The organism is Klebsiella sp. K5-45 (genome assembly GCF_030128605.1).
GTDB lineage: Bacteria > Pseudomonadota > Gammaproteobacteria > Enterobacterales > Enterobacteriaceae > Klebsiella > Klebsiella quasipneumoniae.
This window is the reverse complement of record NZ_JAKUZW010000002.1, coordinates 235,463-258,734: the sequence shown is the minus strand read 5'-3', so window position 1 is coordinate 258,734 and position 23,272 is coordinate 235,463. Positions and strand designations below refer to the sequence as shown.

Annotated in this window: 26 protein-coding genes and 2 pseudogenes; 14 read left to right on the top strand and 14 right to left on the bottom strand. The window is 55.6% G+C overall.

Annotated elements, in window-relative coordinates; genetic code table 11:
• Positions 1–125 precede the first annotated feature (125 nt).
• From MKS11_RS05240 to puuE, 3 genes and pseudogenes are all read left to right on the top strand, one after another.
• Positions 126–842, top strand: a complete 717-nt coding sequence (locus MKS11_RS05240; protein ID WP_284109431.1) for a GntR family transcriptional regulator — start codon at positions 126–128, stop codon at positions 840–842.
• A pseudogene (gene hpxA, locus MKS11_RS05235) lies at positions 842–1,713 on the top strand (allantoin racemase). The gene MKS11_RS05240 and the pseudogene hpxA overlap by 1 nt, the downstream one beginning before the upstream one ends.
• A complete protein-coding gene (gene puuE, locus MKS11_RS05230; protein WP_223171644.1) occupies positions 1,631–2,530 on the top strand; it encodes an allantoinase PuuE in 900 nt (299 codons plus the stop codon). The pseudogene hpxA and the gene puuE overlap by 83 nt, the downstream one beginning before the upstream one ends.
• 100 nt (positions 2,531–2,630) lie before the next feature.
• On the opposite strand, the gene MKS11_RS05225 is transcribed toward puuE, so the two are convergent.
• Entirely contained in the window at positions 2,631–3,422 is a 792-nt protein-coding gene (locus MKS11_RS05225; RefSeq protein ID WP_048294888.1) for a sulfite exporter TauE/SafE family protein, read from the bottom strand.
• Between the two features lie 109 nt (positions 3,423–3,531).
• On the opposite strand from MKS11_RS05225, the gene MKS11_RS05220 reads away from it, so the two are divergent.
• From MKS11_RS05220 to MKS11_RS05205, 4 genes and pseudogenes are all read left to right on the top strand, one after another.
• Entirely contained in the window at positions 3,532–4,299 is a 768-nt protein-coding gene (locus tag MKS11_RS05220) for a helix-turn-helix domain-containing protein (protein WP_087771392.1), read from the top strand.
• Between the two features lie 193 nt (positions 4,300–4,492).
• Positions 4,493–4,717 (top strand): hypothetical protein, encoded by a 225-nt coding sequence (locus MKS11_RS05215; protein ID WP_004202530.1) that lies wholly within the window; start codon positions 4,493–4,495, stop codon positions 4,715–4,717.
• 143 nt (positions 4,718–4,860) lie between these two features.
• Entirely contained in the window at positions 4,861–5,481 is a 621-nt protein-coding gene (locus tag MKS11_RS05210; protein ID WP_004151880.1) for a histidine phosphatase family protein, read from the top strand.
• Positions 5,475–5,760, top strand: a pseudogene (locus MKS11_RS05205) (LysE family translocator); the annotation flags it as partial. The gene MKS11_RS05210 and the pseudogene MKS11_RS05205, both read left to right, overlap by 7 nt.
• 213 nt (positions 5,761–5,973) lie before the next feature.
• Here the strand turns inward: MKS11_RS05205 and MKS11_RS05200 are convergent.
• Entirely contained in the window at positions 5,974–7,020 is a 1,047-nt protein-coding gene (locus tag MKS11_RS05200; RefSeq protein WP_017900254.1) for a GlxA family transcriptional regulator, read from the bottom strand.
• Positions 7,021–7,092: 72 nt separating this feature from the next.
• On the opposite strand from MKS11_RS05200, the gene MKS11_RS05195 reads away from it, so the two are divergent.
• The 3 genes from MKS11_RS05195 to MKS11_RS05185 are packed head-to-tail and all read left to right on the top strand — an operon-like array spanning position 7,093 to position 8,845.
• Positions 7,093–7,872 (top strand): alpha/beta hydrolase, encoded by a 780-nt coding sequence (locus MKS11_RS05195; RefSeq protein ID WP_002905509.1) that lies wholly within the window; start codon positions 7,093–7,095, stop codon positions 7,870–7,872.
• 25 nt (positions 7,873–7,897) lie between these two features.
• Entirely contained in the window at positions 7,898–8,533 is a 636-nt protein-coding gene (locus tag MKS11_RS05190; RefSeq protein ID WP_087771391.1) for an FMN-dependent NADH-azoreductase, read from the top strand.
• A gap of 3 nt (positions 8,534–8,536) precedes the next feature.
• Positions 8,537–8,845 (top strand): YciI family protein, encoded by a 309-nt coding sequence (locus tag MKS11_RS05185; RefSeq protein WP_017900257.1) that lies wholly within the window; start codon positions 8,537–8,539, stop codon positions 8,843–8,845.
• 190 nt (positions 8,846–9,035) lie between these two features.
• On the opposite strand, the gene MKS11_RS05180 is transcribed toward MKS11_RS05185, so the two are convergent.
• The gene (locus tag MKS11_RS05180; RefSeq protein WP_087771390.1) at positions 9,036–9,761 is read right to left on the bottom strand and encodes a type 1 glutamine amidotransferase; all 726 of its coding nucleotides are present in this window, start codon (positions 9,759–9,761) and stop codon (positions 9,036–9,038) included.
• Positions 9,762–9,853: 92 nt separating this feature from the next.
• Here MKS11_RS05180 and MKS11_RS05175 point away from each other — a divergent pair, with 92 nt between their 5' ends.
• Positions 9,854–10,654: a helix-turn-helix domain-containing protein gene (locus tag MKS11_RS05175; RefSeq protein ID WP_170928056.1), complete on the top strand. Its 801-nt coding sequence runs from the start codon at positions 9,854–9,856 to the stop codon at positions 10,652–10,654.
• 461 nt (positions 10,655–11,115) lie between these two features.
• On the opposite strand, the gene MKS11_RS05170 is transcribed toward MKS11_RS05175, so the two are convergent.
• The 3 genes from MKS11_RS05170 to MKS11_RS05160 all read right to left on the bottom strand — a co-directional run bounded on the left by MKS11_RS05170 (position 11,116) and on the right by MKS11_RS05160 (position 13,753).
• Positions 11,116–11,919: a hypothetical protein gene (locus MKS11_RS05170; RefSeq protein ID WP_023318303.1), complete on the bottom strand. Its 804-nt coding sequence runs from the start codon at positions 11,917–11,919 to the stop codon at positions 11,116–11,118.
• Positions 11,920–12,219: 300 nt separating this feature from the next.
• On the bottom strand, positions 12,220–12,576 hold the full coding sequence (locus MKS11_RS05165; protein WP_165474075.1) for an ASCH domain-containing protein: 357 nt from the start codon (positions 12,574–12,576) through the stop codon (positions 12,220–12,222).
• 241 nt (positions 12,577–12,817) lie between these two features.
• A complete protein-coding gene (locus MKS11_RS05160; RefSeq protein ID WP_284109430.1) occupies positions 12,818–13,753 on the bottom strand; it encodes a LysR family transcriptional regulator in 936 nt (311 codons plus the stop codon).
• A 98-nt stretch (positions 13,754–13,851) separates the two neighbouring features.
• Between MKS11_RS05160 and MKS11_RS05155 the strand changes: the two genes are divergently transcribed.
• Together MKS11_RS05155 and MKS11_RS05150 are read left to right on the top strand one after the other, a co-directional pair.
• The gene (locus MKS11_RS05155) at positions 13,852–14,286 is read left to right on the top strand and encodes a DMT family transporter (protein WP_004151877.1); all 435 of its coding nucleotides are present in this window, start codon (positions 13,852–13,854) and stop codon (positions 14,284–14,286) included.
• Between the two features lie 9 nt (positions 14,287–14,295).
• Entirely contained in the window at positions 14,296–14,787 is a 492-nt protein-coding gene (locus MKS11_RS05150) for a DMT family transporter (RefSeq protein ID WP_043519595.1), read from the top strand.
• 3 nt (positions 14,788–14,790) lie between these two features.
• Here MKS11_RS05150 and fabF read toward each other — a convergent pair whose 3' ends face one another.
• Genes fabF through MKS11_RS05130 form a run of 4 tightly spaced genes read right to left on the bottom strand, consistent with a single transcriptional unit; the run spans position 14,791 to position 19,225 of the window.
• Complete coding sequence (gene fabF, locus MKS11_RS05145; RefSeq protein WP_101865659.1) at positions 14,791–16,065, bottom strand: beta-ketoacyl-ACP synthase II; 1,275 nt, start codon at positions 16,063–16,065, stop codon at positions 14,791–14,793.
• A gap of 19 nt (positions 16,066–16,084) precedes the next feature.
• On the bottom strand, positions 16,085–17,647 hold the full coding sequence (locus MKS11_RS05140) for a DHA2 family efflux MFS transporter permease subunit (protein ID WP_053810365.1): 1,563 nt from the start codon (positions 17,645–17,647) through the stop codon (positions 16,085–16,087).
• A complete protein-coding gene (locus MKS11_RS05135; protein WP_101865660.1) occupies positions 17,644–18,684 on the bottom strand; it encodes an HlyD family secretion protein in 1,041 nt (346 codons plus the stop codon). The genes MKS11_RS05140 and MKS11_RS05135 overlap by 4 nt, the downstream gene beginning before the upstream one ends.
• Positions 18,668–19,225, bottom strand: a complete 558-nt coding sequence (locus MKS11_RS05130; RefSeq protein WP_032426151.1) for a helix-turn-helix domain-containing protein — start codon at positions 19,223–19,225, stop codon at positions 18,668–18,670. The genes MKS11_RS05135 and MKS11_RS05130 overlap by 17 nt, the downstream gene beginning before the upstream one ends.
• A 306-nt stretch (positions 19,226–19,531) precedes the next feature.
• On the opposite strand from MKS11_RS05130, the gene asd reads away from it, so the two are divergent.
• Positions 19,532–20,650: an aspartate-semialdehyde dehydrogenase gene (gene asd, locus MKS11_RS05125; RefSeq protein WP_101865661.1), complete on the top strand. Its 1,119-nt coding sequence runs from the start codon at positions 19,532–19,534 to the stop codon at positions 20,648–20,650.
• A 140-nt stretch (positions 20,651–20,790) separates the two neighbouring features.
• On the opposite strand, the gene MKS11_RS05120 is transcribed toward asd, so the two are convergent.
• The 4 genes from MKS11_RS05120 to hpxX form a co-directional block, all read right to left on the bottom strand.
• Positions 20,791–21,213, bottom strand: coding sequence for a GNAT family N-acetyltransferase (locus MKS11_RS05120; protein ID WP_023318294.1), 423 nt, complete (start codon positions 21,211–21,213; stop codon positions 20,791–20,793).
• An 86-nt stretch (positions 21,214–21,299) separates the two neighbouring features.
• The gene (hpxZ, locus tag MKS11_RS05115) at positions 21,300–21,686 is read right to left on the bottom strand and encodes an oxalurate catabolism protein HpxZ (RefSeq protein ID WP_002905421.1); all 387 of its coding nucleotides are present in this window, start codon (positions 21,684–21,686) and stop codon (positions 21,300–21,302) included.
• Positions 21,683–23,080 carry an AtzE family amidohydrolase gene (locus tag MKS11_RS05110; RefSeq protein WP_087771757.1) on the bottom strand — a complete coding sequence of 466 codons (1,398 nt, stop codon included), beginning with the start codon at positions 23,078–23,080 and terminating at the stop codon, positions 21,683–21,685. Before MKS11_RS05110 ends, hpxZ begins: the two co-directional genes overlap by 4 nt.
• Positions 23,077–23,262 carry an oxalurate catabolism protein HpxX gene (gene hpxX / locus MKS11_RS05105; RefSeq protein ID WP_043519591.1) on the bottom strand — a complete coding sequence of 62 codons (186 nt, stop codon included), beginning with the start codon at positions 23,260–23,262 and terminating at the stop codon, positions 23,077–23,079. Before hpxX ends, MKS11_RS05110 begins: the two co-directional genes overlap by 4 nt.
• Positions 23,263–23,272: the final 10 nt, after the last annotated feature.

The following is a 23,272-nucleotide window of genomic DNA, read 5'->3' as shown; positions in this document are numbered from 1 at the left end:
GAAAACCCTTTGATATGGATTGCTGAGGCTATTGCAGGATCCAGGCCAGAATGATGAATCTTGTATACAAAAAATAAATTTTATGTATACGATCTGCTATCGATAAGTGAAACCGGAGTGGGTTAATGAATAATGAACATCGTCTCCAGGCCGCGCCAGCGCTGCAGGATAAGGACGAAAGCATTTACCAGGCGCTGATGACGGCTATCGTCGAACATCAGCTGCCGCCGGGCAGCAAACTGCCGGAAGAGGCGCTGGCGGAAGTGTTCGCCGTGAGCCGCACCGGCATCAGAAAAGTGCTGCAACGACTCGCCTCTGTGCAACTGGTCACATTAACGCCCAAACGTGGTGCACACGTCACCAGCCCGAGTGTGGAAGAGTCCCAGGCGATCTTTCGCACCCGGGCGCTGCTTGAGGTCGCGAATCTGCCCGATGTGATCGCGCGCTGTCAGCCGCCGCATCTGGCGGCGCTGGAGAACATTATTCAGCGTGAGCAGCAGGCTCATGAGGCGCACGACGGCCCGGCGGCCATCCGCCACTCCGCTGACTTTCACATTCAGCTGCAGGCTATCTCCGGCAACCCGGTGCTCACTGAGATGGTGACCCGCCTCAGCCAGCGCTCCTCGTTAGTGATTGCCGCCTGGGGCGCACCCTGGCGCCAGGGCTGTCGCTGCGACGATCACCAGCAGCTGGTCGGTTTGCTGCGGGATAAAGCCCTGCAGCCGCTCAGCGAGGCGCTGATGCACCATTTTGATCATATTGTCGCCAGCCTGTGCTTCGAGCGCGATGGCGTCAGCCTGCCCGATTTTTCCCGGCTGTTCGCCGGTCACAAGGAGTCGTGATGTCTTTTGTTTGTATACAAGTGATCAACCCCAACACCAGCCTGGCGATGACCGAAACGATAGGCGCCGCCGCGCGCGCGGTCGCCGCGCCGGGTACCGAGATCCTTGCGGTCTGTCCCCGCGCCGGCGTGCCGTCAATTGAGGGCCATTTTGACGAAGCCATCGCAGCGGTCGGTGTGCTGGAGCAGATCAAGGCCGGACGCGAGCAGGGGGTGGATGGACATGTGATCGCCTGCTTCGGCGACCCGGGGCTGCTGGCAGCGCGCGAACTGGCCCAGGGGCCGGTGATCGGCATTGCGGAAGCGGCGATGCATATGGCGACGATGGTCGCCACCCGTTTCTCCATTGTGACCACGCTGCCGCGCACGCTGATCATCGCCCGTCATTTACTGCACCAGTACGGATTTCATCAACACTGCGCGGCGCTGCACGCCATTGATTTGCCGGTACTGGCGCTGGAAGACGGCAGTGGCCTGGCGCAGGAGAAAGTGCGCGAGCGCTGCATTCGCGCGCTGAAAGAGGATGGCAGCGGGGCGATAGTCCTTGGCTGCGGCGGGATGGCGACCCTGGCGCAGGAGCTGACCCGCGAGCTGCGGGTGCCGGTGATCGATGGCGTCAGCGCGGCGGTGAAGATGGTGGAGTCGCTGGTCGCGCTGGGCCTGGCGACCAGCAAGCACGGGGACTTAGCGTTCCCGGAGAAAAAGGCGTTAAGCGGGCAATTTCAGTCGTTAAATCCATTTTAAAAGGGGCAGAAGATGGTTGAGAACCAGGAACACTATCCTCGCGATCTGCGAGGTTATGCAGGGCAGCCGCCGCACGCGCGCTGGCCGGGCGGGGCGCGGATCGCGGTGCAGTTCGTCCTCAACTATGAGGAAGGCGCGGAGAATCACGTCCTGCATGGCGATGCGGGTTCGGAACAGTTCCTGTCCGATATCATCGGCGCCGCCAGCTATCCGGCGCGTCATATGTCGATGGACTCGCTCTATGAGTACGGCAGTCGGGCCGGGTTCTGGCGCATCCATCGCGAATTCAGCCAGCGAGGGCTGCCGCTGACGGTTTTCGGCGTGGCGATGGCGCTAGCGCGTCATCCGGAGATTGTGGCGGCGATCAAGGCGGCGGATTACGATGTGGTCAGCCACGGCTGGCGCTGGATCCACTATCAGCACATGGATATCGCCGAGGAGCGAGAGCATCTGCACAAAGCGGTGCAGGTGCTGACCGACCTGTTCGGCAAGCCGCCCACCGGCTGGTATACCGGCCGCGACAGTCCCAACACCCGCCAACTGGTGGTGGAGCACGGCGGCTTTGACTATGACAGTGATTATTACGGTGATGATTTACCCTTCTGGAGCGAAGTGGCCTGCAGCGACGGCAGCCGCCGACCGCACCTGATCGTGCCTTATACCCTCGACGCCAACGACATGCGCTTTGCCACCGCCCAGGGGTTCAACACCGCGGAGCAGTTTTATACCTATCTGAAAGACAGCTTTGACGTACTGTACGCCGAGGGAGAAACCGCGCCGAAGATGATGTCCGTGGGGATGCACTGCCGGCTGCTTGGGCGTCCGGGGCGTTTCCGCGCGCTGCAGCGATTCCTCGACTATATCCAGCAGCACGACAAGGTGTGGGTCTGCACCCGGCAGCAGATCGCCGACCACTGGCGCGAGGTTCATCCGTATCGCGGGTAGCCTGCTGCCCCTTTTCCTTGCCCTCTCCCCGGTGAGAGGGCATCACCCGATCGCGACTCTTGCACCGATAAACCCTGAAAGACGCCGTGATGAATCGTGATTATTGAATCAGCATGGCGAGGAGCACCAGGAACAGTAGCAGGACATAGATGCGTGCATACCATACATCCGGTACCGCAGGGATAGCCCGGCGGCTAAACGCTATCCCTGCCCAGCCGGTCAGGACGAGCAGGCCTAGAATTTTCAGGCTGATAAAACCCAGAAATCCGCTCAACGGAATGGTGTGCCAGCCAATGATGGCATAGGTCACAGCGCCGCATAGCGCCACGGGCAAAGAAAGCGGGTTGGATGCGCTAACGCACTCCTGCATCGCATACCCGTGTCGCCGTAGCAGGGGCACCGTCATGACGCTGCCGCCCACGCCCAGCAATGCGGCAATCGTACCGATAACCACACCGCCGCCGGTGACCATTGGCAGTGACAGCCGACGCCGAGCGCTGCCCGTGAAAAATCCCTTGCGCAACAAACAATCGCTGATGGTTGCCAGCATATAGAGAATAAACAGCGCGCGAACGATATTCTCGCTAAATATCCCCGCCAGACAGGAGCCTGCTACTGCCCCAATGGCAATAAACCATATCAACGGAAACAGCGTCTGTGCGGCAAGCTTGCCCGCCCGCCAGTTACGATAGCTGATCCAGCCGGCGTTAAATATCATCACCGCCGTTGAGGTAGCCACCGCGACGTGCATAGCGTTTTCCGTGAGTTCCGGCTGGCGGAGCATCAGTTGATAGACAAAGGGCACCACCACAAAGCCGCCCCCGAAGCCGAACAGCACCGTGGTAATACCGGTAGTAAAGCCTGCCATTGCAATAATAACGATATCATTCAACAGAATATCCCCGCCCTGAAAATGAGCGAGCAGCTTATACCGGTCGCGTACAACTTCCCATTTGCACAGCGCTCAATTACCTTTGTAAATCGGTCAAAGGGAGACAGATGTGCGCAACGTAAAAATTGACGAGGTCGATCGGCTCGATCGCGAAGTGGTGGCGTTAGGTAATGACTATGCGCAAGGGTTTATCCTGCCCCCGCACCAGCATCGCCGCGCACAGCTGCTGTATGGCGCGACCGGACTGATGTATGTCACTACGCAGGACGGAGAATGGGTGGTTCCTCCGCAACACGCTGTCTGGATCCCCCCTGAAACCGTGCACGCTGTCAGATTTGTGGGGGTGACCACGCGCAGCTTATATATTGAGCCAGATTGTGTGTCCGCTTTCATTAAACACCATCGTTGCGAAGTGATCAGCGTCTCGCCGCTGTTGCGCCAGCTACTGCTGGAGGCTGTGGATTTACCACCGTTGTACGACAGCCCACGCGATCGCATGCTGATACAGTTGATGTTGCTGGAACTGGCCGCCATGCCGGTCCGCGAATTTGACATTCCGTTGCCACAGCATCCGGCGCTGCTGGCGCTTTGTCAGGCTTTTTTGCTTAACCCCACTATCCATGATCCTGCGGCGCGCTGGGCCAGGGCGCTGTTTATGAGTCCCAGTACCTTTCGCCGCCATTTCCTGAAGCAGCTGGGCCTGTCATTTTCCGCCTGGCGACAGCGAGCCTGCGTGGTGAGCGCCCTGGCATGGTTGATAGCAGGGAAACCGGTGAACGAAGTGGCCTTATCCCTCGGATACGACAATGCGTCCTCTTTCGCCACCATGTTCCGCCGCGTGACCGGGCAACCGCCGTCGTTTTATCACCCAGCCTGATGCTCAGGGGAAGGGGGCTCCCGGCAGCATGTGTCGGCAATGAATGTCACTTTCATGGCGTTGCTATGCATTAACGCAGCCATAAGACAGACACCTGGCTTGCGTCTTCAGGTACCCCAACATTTAGTGGTTGCTACCTCGATGCGGTTTATCTATTCTGCCTGTAACCATGAGAAGACCGGAATCTCTCTTTGTGAACCATCTAATCTTTGAAAAAGTCATCATCATCTTCATTCTCGTCCTGTGGGTATTCGATACATTCAGAACCAGGAAAAGAAAACGTTTTGATCCTGCCATTGAAGCGGCTGATGCCAGAGAACGTTATCAATGGCGTTATTTCAGATGGGGTTTTCGGATCATACAAGTGGTAGCGGGAGTGTATATCTTCGTACAGCTGATTCAGGTTTTACTGAGATAGAGGCCGCCGGCAGGGGCTACTGAACATAATCCGTGTAAGCGACACGTGTTCCTGTTTTTCGTTGAGAGCTGAGAACTTGCCAGCATATAAACGGGGTGTTTTTAGTTTGTAACATTTTAAACAACAGCATATGTGACCCTTCAATGATGCAAGTAATACTGGTTCGACACGCGGAAACAGAGTGGAATGTAAAAGGTATTATTCAGGGACACAGTGATAGCGCCTTGACGCTTCGTGGGGAGCGTCAAACAGCAGCCTTGCTGGCAGCGTTTGTAGCGAGTGATTACCGGGTAGAATGTGTTTACGCTTCTCCGCTTGGCCGGGCCTGGCAAATGGGACAGCGCCTGGCGGAGAGTTTTCATTGTTCACTGATAGCTGAACCAGCTCTGAAAGAACAGGCTTTTGGTCAGTTTGAAGGTATGACAACCATAGAGCTCCTGCAGAATAATCCAGACGCCGCAGAAGCGTTATTCAACCTTGATGCAGAGTATTGTCCGCCAGAGGGTGAGTCTCTCTCACATGCTTCGCAGCGAATTATGCATTTTTTAACCAATTTGGAAAAAAAACGTCATCATCGAACAATATGTATTGTGTCTCACGGACAGGTCATTCAGGGTGTGCTTGCGATGCTAAAAAGTGGTGCTGTGGATGATTTTCACCGGTATGCACAACCCAACGCGAGTTACTCCGTGTTCGAACTGATTAATGGAAGATGTACCGCCCTAAAATGGGGGATCGCGACGCATTTACGTCACCTGGATTAAACAGTCTGACTTACCCCAGATTCCTGCTGTTCATGTTTGCTGTTCTTCCTCAGTTTGTCGTTCCCGTCGCGGGTCCGGTCTGGTTGCAATTGCTTGTTCTGGGGAGTATCAAAAAAGCGGGCTGGAATGGTTTCCCTGGGTTCAGTCGCGATGGCATCAGGGACGTTTGGAAACGGTCCTTAACACCCGGGCGTTATCAAATGGCAGGAGCGGTGTACAGGCGTTGTCATCCGCATGATATTTAGCGGGGCCGGCATAGTATCGACATCCCCCCGTTAAGGTATACACAACCGGTAAACCCGCTGTCCGTTTCTCGTTCAGAGTGGAACGTAACCTCAGTTGGTTCGTCCGCTCTGTGCCAGAAGCGGACAGCCATGGAGTATAGGTATGTTGCTCTGAATACCGGTCAGGAATTAATCCCGTTCAGATCGGCAACTGCGCGGAATACCATCCTCAGGTGAAAGTTCAACGCGTCCATTAGCAACTCGAATTTCAAGGGCGCTTTATTAAAAGACGCTTTCTGAAACTTCCAGGGGACATCCCCATTATGGTGCTAAAGGCACGCCTGAACGCTGTTTCATCGCCGTATCCGCATGCACTTGCGATCTGAGAAATAGTTTTTCCTGGGCTTTCCAGCAGCACGGATGCCGTTTCAATACGAACTCGGGTAATGAAGTCTTTTGGGCTTTCCTGGACGAGTAGTTTCATTTTACGGTTTAGCGTCCGGGTGGTCATATTCAGAGCTGCAGCAAGTTGCTCAACCGTCATTGCAGGATTTTGATAACGAAGCAGGCTCTCTGCTTTAGTCAGCAAAGGATGTCTTGAATTGAGAAAACCTGCGGGCGCATAAATTTGCTGTGACAGAGGCTGGCTGTCAGCAACGGCCATGTCAGCTGTTAACTTTGCCAGCTCATTACCTGCGTATTTGCGAACTAGGTATATGACCAGATCAACCCATGAAAGTGGTCCACCCGCAGTGACAACATTGTCCTGCTCGGCCAGGGTTTTTCCCCATACAGGTTTTGCCAGTGGATAGCGTTCAGCGAAAGTGGGATATAACCACCACGTTGTGGTGCAGACCCGTCCGTTGAGTAAACCCGCTTCTCCCAGTACAAAACTGCCTGCACAGGCTGAGGCAATACAACTTCCCTTTAAATACTTCACTTTCAGCCACTCGGCTGCATTTGATACAGCGGCTCTGTCAACGGGAAATCTATGCTCATCCAGCTGCATACCGCTGGCAATAATCACCCCAAAGGTATCAGGTCCACTAAATGCGCCATCACTTTCAATACTGCGTCCCTGAACATCCCTGACCGGCTGACCATCAGCGGTAATCGTCCTGACGTCGAATAAAGGAACATCTCTGGATAACTCAGGATTTACCGTAGGGTTCATCCTGACCACCTGATTCGCCAGCCAGAACATATCAGCCAGCCCCGCAAGCGCCGAACGCATGCTGCCCGGAAGAGCAAGTAACGCAACGCGCATGTTTAACCCCGTCATGAAGAATGTCTGATTTCGCATGTTACCTGTCATTAATGACACTTCATACCCTTTGTCATGGTGATTACACTGCCTGAAATTCAACACCGCAGGAAGAATACAAACATGTGGATGAGAAATGTTATGTCACGCGCGCTGATAAAAGGAGCATTTGCCTTGTGTCTTCTATTCATGAATAGCCCGTTGCTTATGGCACAGGAAGAGGGGATAAAAAATATCGTGCTGGTTCACGGTGCCTTTGCTGATGGCTCGTGCTGGTCAGCCGTCATCTCCCTGCTGCAGGAGAGGGGATACCACGTTTCGGCTGTTCAGAATCCTCTGACGTCATTACGAGACGATGTAACTGCAACTGAGCGTGTGCTTGAGCGCCAGAAGGGTAACGTTCTGCTCGTGGGGCATTCATGGGCAGGAGCCGTGATCACTCAGGCTGGCAATGCGAGCAACGTCAGGGGACTGGTCTATTTATCCGCTCTTGTTCCTGACAGCAATCAATCCGTATCTGACGCACTGGCGCGATTTCATGCACCCATGACAGGGATGGAAGCCGATAAGAACGGCCTTATCTGGCTTGATGAGCCAGAGTTTTTTCACCAGGTTATGGCCAATGAGCTAAGCATCAAAAAGAGCCGGCAGCTCGCTGCTGTGCAGCAGCCTGTCGCCGCTACCGCCTTTCAGGAAAAAGTGAAGGAAGCCGCCTGGCGAAAGAAACCGTCCTGGTATCTCATCACAGAAAACGACAACGCGCTGAATCCGTCAGTACAGGCCCGTTTTGCCCATGAGGCTGGGGCGCACATCACGCGAATTCACTCAGACCACCTGTCCATGATTTCTCATCCCGAAGAGGTTGCCGCATTGATTGTTAACGCGGCGCAGAGCATCCACTGATCCGTACATGCCAGGAAAATTTGCAATGAAAATTCTCCATCTTGATTCCAGCATCAACCATGAGTTTTCAGTAACCCGCCAGTTGTCGGCTGAAATAGTAAGGCAACTGGTGGCAACCGGTCAGGGGCATCAGCTGACTTATCGGGATCTTGTTAAAGACGAAATCAGTCATCTGACCGGGGAGATCGCTTCAGGTTTCAGGTCTGTATCGGAACGGCCGATTGCTACACCCCTTCTGGCATCTGAGCAGCAAATATCAGACGCTCTGGTCTCGGAGTTTCTTGAAAGCGAGATGATTGTTGTCGGCGCGCCAATGTACAACTTTTCTGTATCCAGCCAGCTGAAGGCCTGGATGGACAGAATTGCTCAGCCAGGGAAAACCTTCAGCTATACCCCAGCTGGGCCCGTTGGACTTGCGGGGGGCAAAAAAGTCATCATCGTCTCAGCGCGGGGCGGTTTTTATGCCGGTACGGGACTGGAAGATATGGATTTTCAGGAACAGTTCCTGCGCAAGTTTCTGGGCTTCCTGGGCATCTCGTGTGTTGAATTTGTCCGTGCTGAAGGTGTGTCGAAAGGCGAGGACGTAAAACTCAGAGAAATTTCCCGTGCTTTGTCTTTAATTCCACAGGCCATTAATGCGATTTTTGCCGCTAAGGAATGAACCATGCTGTACGCCGTTACACTGACTTACCTGACACAACCCGATGCAATTTCTGCTCATCTTGACGCACATAAGCAATGGCTGGTCAGGGGTTTTAAAGAAGGCAAAATCCTTTTTGCTGGCCCCCTCAGCAATCATGCCGGCGGCTACATACTTTTTAAAGGAGACAATGCAAGTGAAATTCAACACTGTCTTCAGGATGACCCCTTCATCATGCATAACATTGCCGATGCAGAAATAATGGGTATTGAGCCAGCGCTATGTGCGCAGGGATTCCCTGAGAAATGGGCAGAGAAAGCCCGTTTCATTTGACTATTAATCGCTGTAAAGTGCCCTGCATCCTGTGAAATGACTCCGTAACAGTTATTTAGAGGGCACTTTCTCTTATCATTTTTATGTCCGCTCCTCGTTCATAGCGGACCTTCAACTCAGGAAGCTTGTCCGCTCTGTGACAGGAGCGGACATTAAAATCAAAACCGACGGCAAGCTCACCAGCATGACATTATGCTTGCGCTGCTTTGTAACGTGCCTCCAGCTTATCCAAAAAGCCAAAAAGTACTTGGTTCATTTCGCTATAATCGTGCGCCCGGAGCGCTTCAGGCGTGTCAACGAAACGATATTCTGCTGCACGGCTCAGGTCTTTCTCAGAATGAGCGATCAGCAGCTCTACAACGTCCAATGTGAGCTCCATGTGGCACTGGAAACCAAAGACGCGGTCAGAATAGGCAACGATCTGCCGCGGACAGCCTTCGCTGTAAGCAATAATTTTGGCCTCTGGCGTCAAACCCGGCATATCGTTATGCCAATGACCCACTGCCAGTGTTTTCCCAAAGTGAGAGAACATCTCATCCTTCCTGCCGTCTTCGGTCAATGTGATCGGGAATTTACCAATCTCTTTTTCCGGGCTATGAGAGAAGGGCGCGCCCAGCGCTTCACCGATTAGCTGTGAACCCAGGCAAATACCGATCACCGCCTTACCGGTTTTAACCGCAGAAGCAATCAGCGTCTGTTCCGCTTTAGCATTAAAGTGCGGGCACGCTTCAAGCGTTGTGTCCGGATCTTGCGGACCGCCCATAACGATAAGAAAATCGATGCCTTCGGCGTCAGCAGGTAGCCGATCGCCTCCATAGACGTGTGAGTAAGTTACATCATGACCCTGGTTTATTGCCCAGGTTGCATATGCGCCCGGGGCTTCAAAACTTTCATGTACGATAAAGTGTACGCGCATGAGGTTAAGCTCCTGTAATATCTTTGATGATCAGAATGATAAGTCACGCACCCATTGCCTAAGGCTCTTCTCCGGGTGGTTCCAGTTTCGATATGATAATGGCAGGGGCTAAATCTGAAATGCCAGGTAGTATAGATAAAGCGCCAAGACATGATGAGGCCACAGGCTGGTCCAGTACTGCGATAAGCTATCAACGCGGCGAGGCAGATCCTCCCCATCATCATGTTGAGGGGCAGCTACTCTTCGCCACCAGAGGGGTTATGCTGGTGCAAACAGAGAGCGACCGGTGGGTGATCCCTCCTCAGCGGGCATTATGGTTACCGCCTCTGCATATCCATAGTTACCATCTGCTTTCACAAACCGATCTCAGAGCGATCTATTTCAGCAGTAGCCTTATCGCAGAATGTACGAGCTTTACGAAGAGTCAGCAGGTGCATGTGATCACGGCTACGCCGTTAGTCAAAGAGCTTATCGCTGGGCTGTTCAGTGAGGACTACGCCAGACCGATTCAACGGAAGATAGCTTTGTTGCTTCTGGAAATTCTCAGCGAGGCTCCACCTTTAACGATGGCGCTACCCATGCCGAATGATGAGCGATTATTTAGCGCGGCCAGATCGCTACTGGTCAATCAGCGCTGGGAAGCATCGCTAAGCGAGCTGGCTTTTATGTCGGCCATGTCGGAACGGACCTTTTCCCGCTTGTTTATGAAGGATACAGGCTTTAGTTTTAGAACATGGAAGCAGAGAGCCAGAATTTGCGCTTCGTTGGATCTTCTTGCGAACGGCATTCCAATCAAACAGGTCGCTTACCAGCTTGGTTTCTCATGCCCGGCGGCCTTTACCGCTGCTTTTCGCTGCATTTTGGGGGCAACGCCGCGCGATTATGTGCCTTAAACCGGGAAACCCTCAAAGCGGTCTTTGAGACTGTCATGGGCATATTACCAGACGCAGAAACCCTGCGAGGGTAGGCGTATCCCGCCTTTGCTGTTGAGAAAGGTAGTTTAATTTGCACCCGACACACTCTCATTGATTAAAGCACGGAGTGGAGATTACTGCGGTCCACAGTTCTGACAAACCGTGAAAGAGAAGGCCTGCGTCAAGAAAAAAGGTGTCGCGATACGTTATGAAATTACCTTATGACAGACCTTGCGGTGATTTACGGCACCGGGTGGATTCCGGACGCTGTGAACCGACTCATTGCTACGAAGCCTGATTCTGCTGTACCTCAGGCCATATGATAGCCTGCACAACAATCACATACCGCCCATTAGTGCGTCCAGGGGAGTACACCCGGGCCCTTGACGTCCCCTGTGTGCCAAAAGCGGAAGTAGGCTGAAGATAAATTAGCATTGCTGTTAGTCGTGGGTTCTGCAGATGGGTAGAAATTGATAACTTAGGATGCAAGTTCGTCCCGCTCTTTCTGCAGTTTTCATCGAGGGGATATTCTCCGGAATAATTGTGCCCATATACAAAGATAGTTCAGAATCGGAATGAGTTAATAATCGGTACAGCAGGCGTTGCGCTCGGGCTGACAATGATCGACCACGAAAAGCAGGAAGTATTACTTTGTCAGTAATACGATATCCTCGCAGAAAAGCGATGTTTCCTTTCTGGCATATTAGCAACCCGGCGCGAACGTCGTTTTCATAGATAATATATACTTCTCTCTCAGAAATATGGTCACACAACTCTTCGTCATCAACTGCTACCAAATTGTTTGCAGAAAGTTCGCGAACTGTCTGCCATGTATGCTTATAGGCATCGCCCAGAGCCTGACAACACCAGTCAAAATCTTCGTATGTCGCCACTTGCAAAGTAAGAGATTTATCATTGAATTCAGGGGGTTCAGAAAAAGAGGTGGCGTATATATACTGGTCGGGAATACCCTGCGGGAAGGACTGGCCGGGTACAAGAATGCGAACATATTGAGCTCTGAGTTGTGACCATTCCTTACTAATGAGTTCTAATGCAGTATGATTTAGGTCAGAATCCATACCTACAATATCAATAAAAGGTTTGTTAATATTTCCGCCCTGATAACGGGGGCCAGTAAGAAATTGCTTTCCATCAATTTTGAGTTTTCGTTGTAAAAAATATTCCTGACATAATCCAGTTTCTCTCCAGGGAAATCGCGCCGAGAAACTTCTGTCTGTACACATCGATTCCTGCTCTGACAACCATTGTTTTAGTCATGAACGTAGGGTAAATTCAGGCACAGGTAGCCTGGCATATTGAGATAGCATGTAAGATAGCATAAAAAATATTTCGCCCTTGGATGTAAAAATGTTCTTTATAAACAAATTAGAATAGCTCTACTCTCATTTTATTACCAATTATAGCTGGCACGTCCGCTCCTTGCTCAATGCGAACCTTTAGCTCGATAGCTTGTCCGCTCCGCGCCAGAAGCGAACAGTGTTATCAGTGGCGATTGATAAAAACGTCAGCCCGTTGACCTTTTCTCACAGCACCTCAACCACTTCAAATTCTTCTGCGATCAACTCCATATCCTTAGAAAAATGACCTTCGGAGCTGAAAAATCTCTGATGCTCTCTCTTCCAGTATTCAAGGCTTAAATCGCCTTCACCTTCTTTGCGGGCGAACGCTTCTGTGACATCACAAAAACGAACCAGCTGCATCGAAATCAGTCTGATCACGCAAACTGGAACATTCTGGCCATCAAGAATAATGTGATAACTCCCTATCCTCGGAGCAGATTCTTCCTGCTGGTAAGAGGCAATAGATCCGCAAGAGGCCGTTTTGATCCCTTTTTTGATCAGTTCCGCAAGCTCGTTAGCCAGCTCCGGACTGTCACCCATTTGCCAGGCGTCTGCGCCGGGATACTTCTTTTTTATTTCCTCAACCTCAACCATGAAAATCCCTTCGTTATCGTCAATGAAAAGAAATGGCATACCTTTTTTAATAAGAGCGGTCCCAACATTATCAGCGATATCTTTCTTTAGATAGTGTGGTCCGTTTTTCGCTCAGAACGGACCTTAAGGGCATTTAACGCGTCAGAAACGGCAGTTAACTTCAAGACGAGCCATAAAGTCGCCTGTCTTATTGAGACTGCCAGTAAAGCGGTGAACCGAACGCGTCGATGTAGTAATCGATAATCGCCCGCACGTTCAGCGGAGGGTGGCGGGCATTCGGATAGATTGCCGCGATATGCTGTGGCTCCGTTTTTATGGACCTATCCAGCTCCGGCAGCAGTTCGACAAGCTCGCCGCTCTTTAGCCGGTCTCCAATCAGCCAGTCAGGAAACAGCACAATCCCCATCCCTCCGAGTGCGGCAATCAGCAGGGTTTCAGCATTATTCGATGACATCAGGGGCGAGACGGGGTAGTGCACCCATTCCTCTCCGTGCCGGCGCAGCAGCCATTGGTTTGGTCCTGACGAACCGCGGTAGACCAGGCATTTATGCCGGGCGAGCTCTTCGGGCGATCCCAGCATGCCGTGCCGGCGGATATAATCCGGTGACGCGGCAAGATGATAGCACTGCTGGCCAAACACGCGCGCATGAAATGCGGAATCCGTCAGCACGCCAATCCGGAAAATCACGTCAGCCGGCTCACGGTGCGGATCGATGTAATCATCAGTCAACGTAAGCTCAATGCTGAGCTTCGGATATCGCTCCGTCAGGCCCGGTAACGCGGGTGCGACATGGCGCTGTCCAAAGAATACGGGTGCGTTTATGCGGACCATTCCGGAAGGCTCAAGCGTTCTCTCGTTGAGTTCCCGCCGCGCCTCCTCCATGCTGCCAGTCATCGCTCGCGCATAGCGGATAAAAAGATGGCCGCTTTCCGTCGGGATTATCGCCCGGGTATTGCGGTAAAAAAGCTGCTGGCCGAGCACATCCTCTATCTGATGGATGACCCGCGATACCTGAGAGGCCGATATCCCTTCCCGCCGGGCCACCACAGAGAAATTCTGCGTCTCATAGACGTCTATAAAAATCAGCAGGGCGCGAATACTGATGTTCCCAAGCTCATTCATTAATGCATATCCTGCACAGGTGTTTATCTCATTATGGCATTTTTCTCATCCATATTAAGCCGTAATCTCCTCCGCCTGGAGTACTGGAGATGATTGCTATGCAGCTAATATTGATTTTTATCGTCATTGCCGGAGGCATGGGACTGTCCATAGAGGCAGGATTGCTCGGACCATTGGGTGGGGAGGTCGGTGACCTCTGGGCAACCTTCAGCATATTCGGCGTGGGCGCGGCGCTGACCTTTCTGCTGATGCTTTTTTTCAGCCCGCGCAACAGCCCGTCGTTCTTTGCGCAACCAGCGTGGCAGCTGCTTGGCGGCGTGCTTGGGCCGATTTACGTCATCATCCTGACCGTGGTAACGCCGGCAATCGGCATCGCCATGACGATGATCGGCATCCTGGCAGGCCAGGTGTTCAAGAGCCTGATTATTGATCACTTCGGTCTGCTCGGTACGTCACGCAGGAAAATTGACAGTAAACGTATCATTGCGCTGATTTTCATTATTGCAGCGCTGGTTATGGTTGCACAGGGGTAAAGTAACATTATGACTATTATCATGATTCTGCTCGCCGTCGCCGGTGGCGCCATGCTGAGTATCCAGGCGGCTATCAATGGCCAGCTGGGCAGCAAGGTCGGCGTATTCAAAAGCGCGTTCCTGACATTTTCTGTCGGCGCCCTGGTGACGGGACTGCTGATCTTCTTCTTCGAACCCAAACACCCCCTGACGCTGATGGACGTGCCTAAATGGCAGCTGCTGGGCGCAATGTTTGGTGTGCCTTATATCGTTATTATGGTACTGGCCGTCCAGCGTATTGGCGCAGCAGTGGCTACGGTCGCTGTCATTTTTGGTCAGTTGACCATGAGCATGCTGATCGATAACTTCGGCTGGCTTGGCAATGCGTCGATTCCATTCTCGATGAGCCGAATCGGCGCCATTGTCTGCCTGGGTATCGCGCTGTTCTTCATTTACTCCAGCAGCAGGGCAAAAGCTGCCACGGCGAAAATCCCCCGCCAGCCATCGCCGGGGGGGAGCTGACGCTTATTCCCAGCGTTTCAGCAGCAGGCTGGCGTTAACGCCGCCAAAGCCAAAACCGTTCGACAGCGCATAGCGCATCTTCTGCGGGCGGGCCTGCAGCGCCACCAGATTCATGCCTGCCGCCTCTTCATCGGGGTGATGCAGGTTCAGCGTCGGCGGCACCACCTGATCACGCAGCGCCTGAATGGTGAAGATGGCCTCAATCCCGCCGGCAGCGCCTAACAGATGGCCGGTGGCGGATTTCGTCGAGGTAATGGCGACCGGATGCGCGCCAAACAGCGTTTTAATCGCCGCCAGCTCACCTTTATCACCGACCTGCGTCGAGGTGGCGTGGGCGTTGATATGGTCAATCTCGTCGACGGTCACCCCGGCCTGGCGAATAGCGGTCTCCATGGCCCGACGCGCGCCGTTCCCGTCTTCCGGGCCTGCGGTCAGGTGATAAGCATCTGCGCTGGTGCCGTAGCCGACCAGCTCGGCCAGCGGCGTGGCGCCGCGCGCCAGCGCGTGCTCCAGTGACTCGATCACGATAAGCCCCGCGCCTTCTCCCATCACAAATCCATCGCGGTCGCGGTCAAAGGGGCGGGAAGCGGCTTCCGGCTGGTCGTTGGAGGCGCTGGAGAGCGCCCTTGCCGCGGCAAACCCGGCCAGGCTAACGCGATGAATTGCCGCTTCCGCGCCGCCGCAGAGGGCAATATCCGCCTCGCCGCTGCGGATCATCCGCGCCGCATCGCCAATGGCCTGGGCACCCGCTGCGCAGGCGGTGACCGGCGCGCCGATGGGGCCCCGGAAGCCGTGAGCGATAGACACATGCCCGGCGGCCAGGTTGGCCAGAAAAGAGGGGATAGTGAACGGCGAGAGGCGACGCGGCCCGCGTTCATCGGTGGTATGTACCGCATTGGCGATCTCGCTGAAGCCGCCGATCCCGGTGGCGATCACCGTGGCGGTACGTTCCTGTTCGGCCGCAGATGCTGGCGACCAGCCGGCCTGGGTCAGCGCTTCACGGGCGGCGACCAGCGCAAACTCGATAAAGCGATCCATCTTTTTGCGCTCTTTCGCCGGGATGGTCGCCAGCGGGTCGAAGCCGTGCAGCGGATCGCTTTCAATGGACGGCACCTGGCCGGCCACTTTGCAGGGAATATCCGCGACCAGCTGCTCGCTGAGTCGGGTGATCCCTGTCTTTCCTGCCAGCAGCGACTGCCAGACGTGCTGTACGCCGCAGCCCAGCGGGCTGACAATCCCCATCCCGGTGACGACAATGCGTTTAACGGAAACGCCCATAGTTTACTCTCCTGTAGTATCAGTGTGCCGGCGGCTTTTTCATCAAGGGAACCAGCAGCGCGGCAAGCAAAAAACCCATCATGATGAGGTAGAAAGCATCGGAAAAGGCCTGGGTTCGCGCCTCCCGCAGCGCCAGCGCGGAAAGATTTTTCAGCGCCGCCGTCTGCGCGGCATCCGGCGAGATCCCCTGGACGGTGAAGTTTGCCGCGCTGCGCTGAACAAAATCGCTCATTGCCAGGTTGGCGTTATTCAGATGGTCCGCCAGGCGGTTGTAGTGCAAATTGGTTCTGTCGTTAAGCACTGTGCCGCACAGGGCGATGCCGATGGCGCCTCCGAGGTTGCGCATGAGATTAAACAGCCCGGAGGCCAGCTTCAGGCGCGCGGGCGGCAGGCTGCCCAGCGTCAGGGTCACCGTTGGCGCGACGGCAAACTGCTGCGCCAGTCCGCGAAACGCCTGAGGGAGCAGCAACTGGTCCGCCCCCCAGTCATGGGTTATCGGGACGAAGCTGTACATCGACACCGCAAAGCCGATCAGCCCGGCCATCAGCAGCCAGCGCAGGTCAACGCGGTTGGCCAGCCACGAATAAAACGGAATAGACATGACCTGGAACAAGCCGGTGGAAAATACCGCCAGGCCGATCTCCAGCGCGCTGAAACCGCGCACGCTACCGAGATACAGCGGAGTTAAATAGATGGTGGCGAAGATGCCGACGCCTGCCATAAACGAGAAATAGCAGCCGAGGCTGAAAGTTCGGTCCTGCAGGGCCCGCAGATCCATCACCGGCTGCGGATGGCGGAGGGTGCGGATAACAAAAGCCACGCCGCAGAGCAGGGCGACCCAGGCGGTGGTCGTCAGGGTCGCGTCATCAAACCAGCCCCAGCGAGGACCTTCTTCGAGGGTATATTCCAGGCAGCCGAGGGACACGGCCAGCAGCAGAATACTGAGATAGTCGGCGCCGCGCAGCAGAGTGGGGTCGGCGCTGTCTACTTTCACCAGCAGCGGCACTGCCACCGCGATGTAAATCCCCGGAACAACGTTGATAAAGAACAGCCAGTGCCAGTTGTAGTTTTCGGTGATCCAGCCGCCCACCGTCGGGCCCAGCGTCGGGGCGAGGGAGGCCAGGCCGCCGATTGTCGCCGCGGCAATGACCCGCTGTTTGCCCTGAAAAAAGGCGAAAGCGGTGGTGAACACCAGGGGGATCATCGACCCGCCCGCCAGCCCCTGCAGGGCGCGGAAGGCGATCATACTCTGGATGTTCCACGCCCAGCCGCACAGCAGGCTCATCAGCGTGAAGCCCGCCGCGGAGGCGGCAAACAGCCAGCGGGTCGACATGACCCGGGCCAGCCAGCCGGAAAGCGGGATAATAATGATCTCGGCGATCAGGTAGCTGGTTTGTACCCAGACGGTCTCATCGTCGCCCGCCGACAGGCCACCGCCGATATCCCGCAGCGAGGCGGAGACAATCTGGATGTCGATAAGGGCGATAAACATCCCCACGCACATGCTGGCGAAGGCAAAGATTTTCTTCGCCGTCGGCATCGACAGACTTTGCGGGGCGGACAGCGCCTGAGCGGTGCTCATCGAGGGCTCTTTTCATTCACGGTGACGATCACCGACAGTCCCGGGCGCAGGACGTCAAGCTTTGCCCCGTCACCTTCCAGCGCAATGCGGACCGGCACCCGCTGCACGATTTTAGTGAAATTCCCGGTCGCGTTCTCCGCCGGCAGAATGCTGAAGCGTGAGCCGGTCGCCGGCGCCAGGCTGGCGACATGGCCCTTAAAGGTATGGTTCGGCAGCACATCGGCGACGATGGTCACCGCCTGGCCGGCGCGCATATGCGCCAGCTGGTTTTCCTTAAAGTTGGCGTCAATCCACAGGCCGTGCGCGGGCACCAGGGAGAGCAGCTGCGTGCCGCTGCTGACGAAGGAGCCGGACCACGCGCGGCGGTTGCCAATCACCCCATCGAACGGCGCGCGAATGTCGGTATAGCTGAGGTTCAGCCTCGCCATCTCGAGGTTAGCCTGGGCCTGCGCCAGGGCAGCCAGGGTTTGCTGCTGGCGAGCATCCAGCACCGTCAGCTGACGTTCGGCCACGGTTTTATCCGCTTTGGCTTTCTCCTGCTCGGCATGCGCCCGGCGATAATCGGCGGAGGCGTTATCGCGGATCTGTGCGGAAATCGCGCTCGACGCGGCCAGGGCGTTATAGCGTCGGTTGTCGTTAGCCAGTTTTTCGGTTGCCGCCGTGGCGGCCAGTAACGAGGCCGTAGAGCCGGCAATGGTCGCCTGCTGTAGCTGGCGGGTAGCCTGGATATCGGCCAGCGCGGCCTGCTGCGCCGCCACTTCTCCGGCGGCTTTCGCAAGGGCGGCGCGGTAATCGCGGTCGTCAATGCGGATCAACAGGTCACCTTTTTTCACCGCCATATTGTCCTGCACCGCCAGCTGCTGGATATAGCCGGAGACTTTGCTGGAGATGGCGCTAATGTCGCCGCCAACATAGGCGTCATCGGTGGTCTGCAGAAAACGTCCGGTATGCCACCAGTACGCGCCGTAGCTCGCTGCCGCCAGAACGGCGGAGAGGGCCGCCAGGACGAGGACGCTTTTCTTATTGGCCAGCTTCATGGTTGGCATCTCTGTAGGGTTCAGGCTGGAATTTTTGCCCGCTATCGCCTTCGCGTTTGCGCAGCAGATATTCATGACGATATTGCATCAGCGGCGAGGCGGCGGGGCCCGGCACCATGGCGTATTTACCCGGGATAATCTCTTCCCCGGTCGCTTTATCCACCATGACTGGCTCCACCCGGCGCTGGGTGGCGGTTTCCACCAGCTGCATCTGACGGCCTTCGGGAGCGAAGTGGCGGTTACCCCATTCCGCCAGCGCCAGCAGCACCATGCGGAAATCGCGGCCGCGCGGGGTGAGGTGGTATTCGTAGCGCGGCGGCGTGCTGCTGTAGCACACCTTCTCCAGCAGGCCGTCGTCGACCAGCGCCTTCAGGCGGCGCGACAGAATATTGGGCGCGACGTTGCTGCTTTTCTGAAATTCGTCGAAGCGGGTAAAGCCCGCAAAGGCGTCGCGCAAGATCATGATGCTCCAGCTGTCGCCGATGCGGCCCAGGCTGCGGGCGATGGGGCAGGGAGCGTGGCAAAGCGGTTCATTTTTCATGGGCGGTCCAGGTAGCAGGTGGCTTTTGCCAGCAAATTGACATAGTCACTATCAAAATGCAAGTGACTATTCATGGCAGCCAGGGGAGAAGCCGCTGCCGTTCCGCTACGTCGTTTCTCCCTTTGAACAGTCTCCGCCGCCTATATCTGCTTGACCGTAATAAGAGATAACTATCGCTGATGGCAGATGAAACATTTTAATAATGATAAAAATCGATGTGCTGGGTAATGACCTTTATTGGGGGATACGATATAAGGTATGGCGACACTCAAATTAACATTCTCATAACTTTTTAAGGTTAAATAAATGAAGCAGGTGGGTATTGTTGGCTGGCGGGGCATGGTTGGCTCAGTATTGTTGCAGCGCATGATCGAAGAAAATGATTTCGACGATATTTCAGCGCATTTTTTTAGTACCTCCAGTGCGGGTGCCGCTGGCCCGGTTATTAATGGTAAAAGCGACAAACTGAAAGATGCGAATTCCCTTAGCGCCCTCGCCGAAATGGATATTATTATAACCTGTCAGGGCGGCGATTATACAAAAGCCATCTATCCTGCGTTAATTAACTCTGGCTGGCAAGGGTACTGGATTGACGCCGCTTCGGCGCTGCGGATGGATGACAACGTCTGCATTATTCTCGACCCGGTCAACCGCGATAATATCGATCGCGCGGTAAAAGCAGGAATGAAACTGTTTGTCGGCGGCAACTGCTCCATCACACTGAGCCTGATGGGGCTGGCCGGGTTGATAAAAGCGGGTCTGATCGAATGGATGAGCGTAATGACCTATCAGTCTGCCTCCGGGGCGGGCGCCAAACAGGTGCGGGAATTCATCGCGCAAAGCGCGTATATCAGTCAGCACTTGTCTGCGGATGAACTGACGGTATCAGGTTCCGTGCTGCCTTTAGTCAATAAAGTGAGTGAGTTGATTAATAGCGCCGGCATGCCGGTGGAGAATTTTGGCGTCCCGCTGATGGGCAGCATCATTCCCTGGATCGACAGCGATTTAGGCGATGGAAACAGCCGCGAAGAATGGAAGGGCGAGGCGGAAACCAATAAAATTCTTGGCCTTGCGCCCGGCACCATTCCGGTCAATGGCTTATGTATTCGGGTCGGCGTAATCCGCTGCCACAGCGCTGCCATTACCCTTAAACTGAAACGTGAGGTCAGCGAAGCGGAATTTGCTGAGTTAGTCACCCATTCCCATCCGTGGGTAAACTATATCCCCAATAATAAGCAAGAGAGTGTCAGTAAATTGACCCCGGCTGCTATTAGTGGTTCGTTGCAGGTAGGAATTGGCCGCTACAAGAAAATGTCGCTAAATAATGAACCCGTCTATTCGGTGTTAACGGTTGGCGATCAGCTATTATGGGGCGCGGCGGAACCTTTACGCCGCATGTTAAATATCCTGCTTGGCAAAGTGTAACTGATATTATCCGGACAAAAAGCACCTGCCTCAGGTGCTTTTGTTATATCCGGAAGGCGCCCGGGCTGCATTACCGCAATATTAACGAACATATTGCTGTTCATGCGCCGCAATCGCTCCGTTTAAAGACTTCCTGGCGGCTAAGACAAACGTTTAACGAAGCGTTTGCGGACTTCCTTGTAGCCGTTATTTTCATAAAATTGATGCGCTCTGATTCTTTTTTCACTGCTTGAAAGCTCAATATGAGCGCATTGTTTATCGCGGGCGAGGCGCTCTGCGGCATGGAGAAGCTGCTGGCCTATCCCTGAACCCCGTGACGATTCCTCTATCACCAGCGCGGAAATTAATGCCCACAATCGGTTTTCATGTACCGGTAAGATAAAATTGATAACGACCACGCCACACACGGTGTTTTCTGCTTCAGCCACCAGCGTATGCATCATACTTTGGGGTTCAGTGATGCGTTGCGCTAAGATCGCCGTCTCCGTCTGATAGCCCAGCTGCAGAAATAGCGTTTTCAGCGCGGGGATATCTTTTGATTCAGCAGCCCTGATTAACACCATGACCATCGTCTCCTCACGTATTGATACCGGGCGGGTGCGGGCCGGTGGATAGCCACATTCCCCCGGCCCGCGTCAGTGTATGCCTCTCAGTCCATCAGACTGACCTGGGCGGCGACAATCCGCCAGCCGTAGGGAAAGCGCACCCACGTTTGCTGCTGACGCCCAAGGCGCGCGCTGCCTTCGCGGGTAAACTCGGTGCTGCATACCGCCATGTCCGCGCCAAAGGTGGTGATGGTGGTATGGCGCAGGTCGCGGGCCAGACCGGCGGCGGGGCGGGCGGCGCGAAAGGCGCGGATCGCCTCAATGCCATACAGATTTTCGCCGGCCCCCAGCCGCACGGTGCGCGGATCGTGCCAGAACAACGCGTCCAGCGCCTCGATGTTATTGCTGACCAGCGCCTCTTCATACTGATAAAACGCCGCCGTCACCTCGGCGAGGATCGCCGGGCGGTCTACATTGTCCAGATTGATCATGCTGCACTCTCCGCCACTCGGGCATCGGTAACGCCCATCGCTTCCAGCGCTCGCGCGGCGCGAAGACAGGCTTGTTCGTTAAACGGCGCGGCTATCAGCTGCAGGCCAATCGGCTTGCCGCTGGCGGTACGCAGGGGCACGGTCACTACCGGCAGCCCGAGGAAGGAGATCGGCTGGGTCAGCATACCCATGCTGGCGCGCACCGGCAGCGGCTGGCCGTTAATCACCATCTCCTCGGCGCCAATCGGCGTAGCGCTGCATGGGGTGGCCGGGGCGATCAGCACGTCGGCCTGACTGAACAGGGATTTCATCGCCTGACGGGCATGACGGCGGAAGCGCTGGGCCTGCAGATACCACGCCGAGGGGATCATCGCCCCGGCCAGCAGCCGCTCGCGGGAGTGGGGTTCAAAGCGCTCGGGCGAGTGGCGAAGATCCGGCAGATATTGATTGCCGCCTTCGCTGGCGCTGATGATAAAGGCCGCCGAGCGTGCCAGGGCGGCATCCGCAAACTGCAGCTCGCTGTCGGCGCCCAGCGCGTGGGCGACTCGATCCACGGCCGCCCTGGCGTCATCATCGCACCAGGTGGTGAAATAGCCCCCCAGCCGCGCGCAGCGCAGCCCCTCCAGTCCGCGCTCCAGCAGGTTGCCGGTGCGCTCGCTGGCTTTATCGGCCTGAAAGTCATCGGCCGGGTCGCGCCCCTGCAGGGCGTCATACACCGCGGCGAGGTCGGCCACCCGGCGGGCAAAGGGACCAATATGATCCAGACTGGCGACAAACGGATGGCTGCCGGAGCGGGAGAGGCGGCCGAAGGTGGGTTTCAGGCCAAAGATCCCGCACAGCGACGCGGGGACGCGAATCGAGCCGTTGGTGTCGCTACCGAGACTGAAATGGACCAGCCCGGCGGCCACCGCTGCGGCCGAACCGCCGGAGGATCCGCCGGCGATCCGCGACAGATCGTGCGGGTTGCGCGTCGCGCCATAGTGGCTGTTTTCGGTGGTGAAGCCATAGGCGTAGGCATCCATATTGAGCATCCCGCTGAGCAGGGCGCCGGCGCTGTGCAGCTGGCGCACCGCCCAGCTGTCGCTGGCGGCCGGCGGCCGGTCGCTCAGCAGCTCCGCCCCGGCGAGGGTGGTATACCCGGCGACATCAAACAGATTTTTCACCGCGTAGGGAATGCCTGCCAGCGGCGGCAAGGGGCGCTTTTCCCGGCGCAGGGCGTCGATGCTGTCGGCCTCCGCCAGCATGCGCTGGGCGGTGACCTCGGTCCAGGCGTTGATCTTCGGATTCACGCGGGCGATATCGTCCAGCGTCTGGCAGGCGATCTCCCGGGCGCTCAGTTCGCCATCGTGCAGCGCACGCTGGATCTCGGCGATGGTGAAATGGTGAAGCGTCATGCTTTATACACCCCCGCAATGTCGTCGCGCGGCCCGAGGGGATAGTCCATCAGCGGCTGCGCCATGGCGGCGATGCGGGAAAACTGGCGCTCCAGCTCCTCACGGCGCGGCGCCTCCAGCTCCATGCGTAACAGGTGGGTCATCTGCGTCAGATACTCGCTCCAGTCAGGCTGTGTGGTCATGGTCTGCTCC

Excerpts from the sequence above, each read along its gene's own strand:
- MKS11_RS05135 (WP_101865660.1), bottom strand. The coding sequence starts at position 18,684 with ATGAAGCTGGCCAATAAGAAAAGCGTCCTCGTCCTGGCGGCCCTCTCC.
- MKS11_RS05240 (WP_284109431.1), top strand. The coding sequence starts at position 126 with ATGAATAATGAACATCGTCTCCAGGCCGCGCCAGCGCTGCAGGATAAG.
- fabF (WP_101865659.1), bottom strand. The coding sequence starts at position 16,065 with ATGGGCGTTTCCGTTAAACGCATTGTCGTCACCGGGATGGGGATTGTC.
- MKS11_RS05160 (WP_284109430.1), bottom strand. The coding sequence starts at position 13,753 with ATGAATGAGCTTGGGAACATCAGTATTCGCGCCCTGCTGATTTTTATA.
- MKS11_RS05175 (WP_170928056.1), top strand. The coding sequence starts at position 9,854 with ATGATAATGGCAGGGGCTAAATCTGAAATGCCAGGTAGTATAGATAAA.
- MKS11_RS05140 (WP_053810365.1), bottom strand. The coding sequence starts at position 17,647 with ATGAGCACCGCTCAGGCGCTGTCCGCCCCGCAAAGTCTGTCGATGCCG.
- MKS11_RS05190 (WP_087771391.1), top strand. The coding sequence starts at position 7,898 with ATGAAAATTCTCCATCTTGATTCCAGCATCAACCATGAGTTTTCAGTA.
- MKS11_RS05200 (WP_017900254.1), bottom strand. The coding sequence starts at position 7,020 with ATGACAGGTAACATGCGAAATCAGACATTCTTCATGACGGGGTTAAAC.
- hpxX (WP_043519591.1), bottom strand. The coding sequence starts at position 23,262 with ATGACCACACAGCCTGACTGGAGCGAGTATCTGACGCAGATGACCCAC.
- MKS11_RS05165 (WP_165474075.1), bottom strand. The coding sequence starts at position 12,576 with ATGGGTGACAGTCCGGAGCTGGCTAACGAGCTTGCGGAACTGATCAAA.
- MKS11_RS05195 (WP_002905509.1), top strand. The coding sequence starts at position 7,093 with ATGTGGATGAGAAATGTTATGTCACGCGCGCTGATAAAAGGAGCATTT.
- MKS11_RS05120 (WP_023318294.1), bottom strand. The coding sequence starts at position 21,213 with ATGGTGTTAATCAGGGCTGCTGAATCAAAAGATATCCCCGCGCTGAAA.
- MKS11_RS05185 (WP_017900257.1), top strand. The coding sequence starts at position 8,537 with ATGCTGTACGCCGTTACACTGACTTACCTGACACAACCCGATGCAATT.
- asd (WP_101865661.1), top strand. The coding sequence starts at position 19,532 with ATGAAGCAGGTGGGTATTGTTGGCTGGCGGGGCATGGTTGGCTCAGTA.
- MKS11_RS05110 (WP_087771757.1), bottom strand. The coding sequence starts at position 23,080 with ATGACGCTTCACCATTTCACCATCGCCGAGATCCAGCGTGCGCTGCAC.
- MKS11_RS05155 (WP_004151877.1), top strand. The coding sequence starts at position 13,852 with ATGCAGCTAATATTGATTTTTATCGTCATTGCCGGAGGCATGGGACTG.
- MKS11_RS05130 (WP_032426151.1), bottom strand. The coding sequence starts at position 19,225 with ATGAAAAATGAACCGCTTTGCCACGCTCCCTGCCCCATCGCCCGCAGC.
- hpxZ (WP_002905421.1), bottom strand. The coding sequence starts at position 21,686 with ATGATCAATCTGGACAATGTAGACCGCCCGGCGATCCTCGCCGAGGTG.
- MKS11_RS05150 (WP_043519595.1), top strand. The coding sequence starts at position 14,296 with ATGACTATTATCATGATTCTGCTCGCCGTCGCCGGTGGCGCCATGCTG.
- MKS11_RS05210 (WP_004151880.1), top strand. The coding sequence starts at position 4,861 with ATGATGCAAGTAATACTGGTTCGACACGCGGAAACAGAGTGGAATGTA.
- MKS11_RS05180 (WP_087771390.1), bottom strand. The coding sequence starts at position 9,761 with ATGCGCGTACACTTTATCGTACATGAAAGTTTTGAAGCCCCGGGCGCA.
- MKS11_RS05170 (WP_023318303.1), bottom strand. The coding sequence starts at position 11,919 with ATGTGTACAGACAGAAGTTTCTCGGCGCGATTTCCCTGGAGAGAAACT.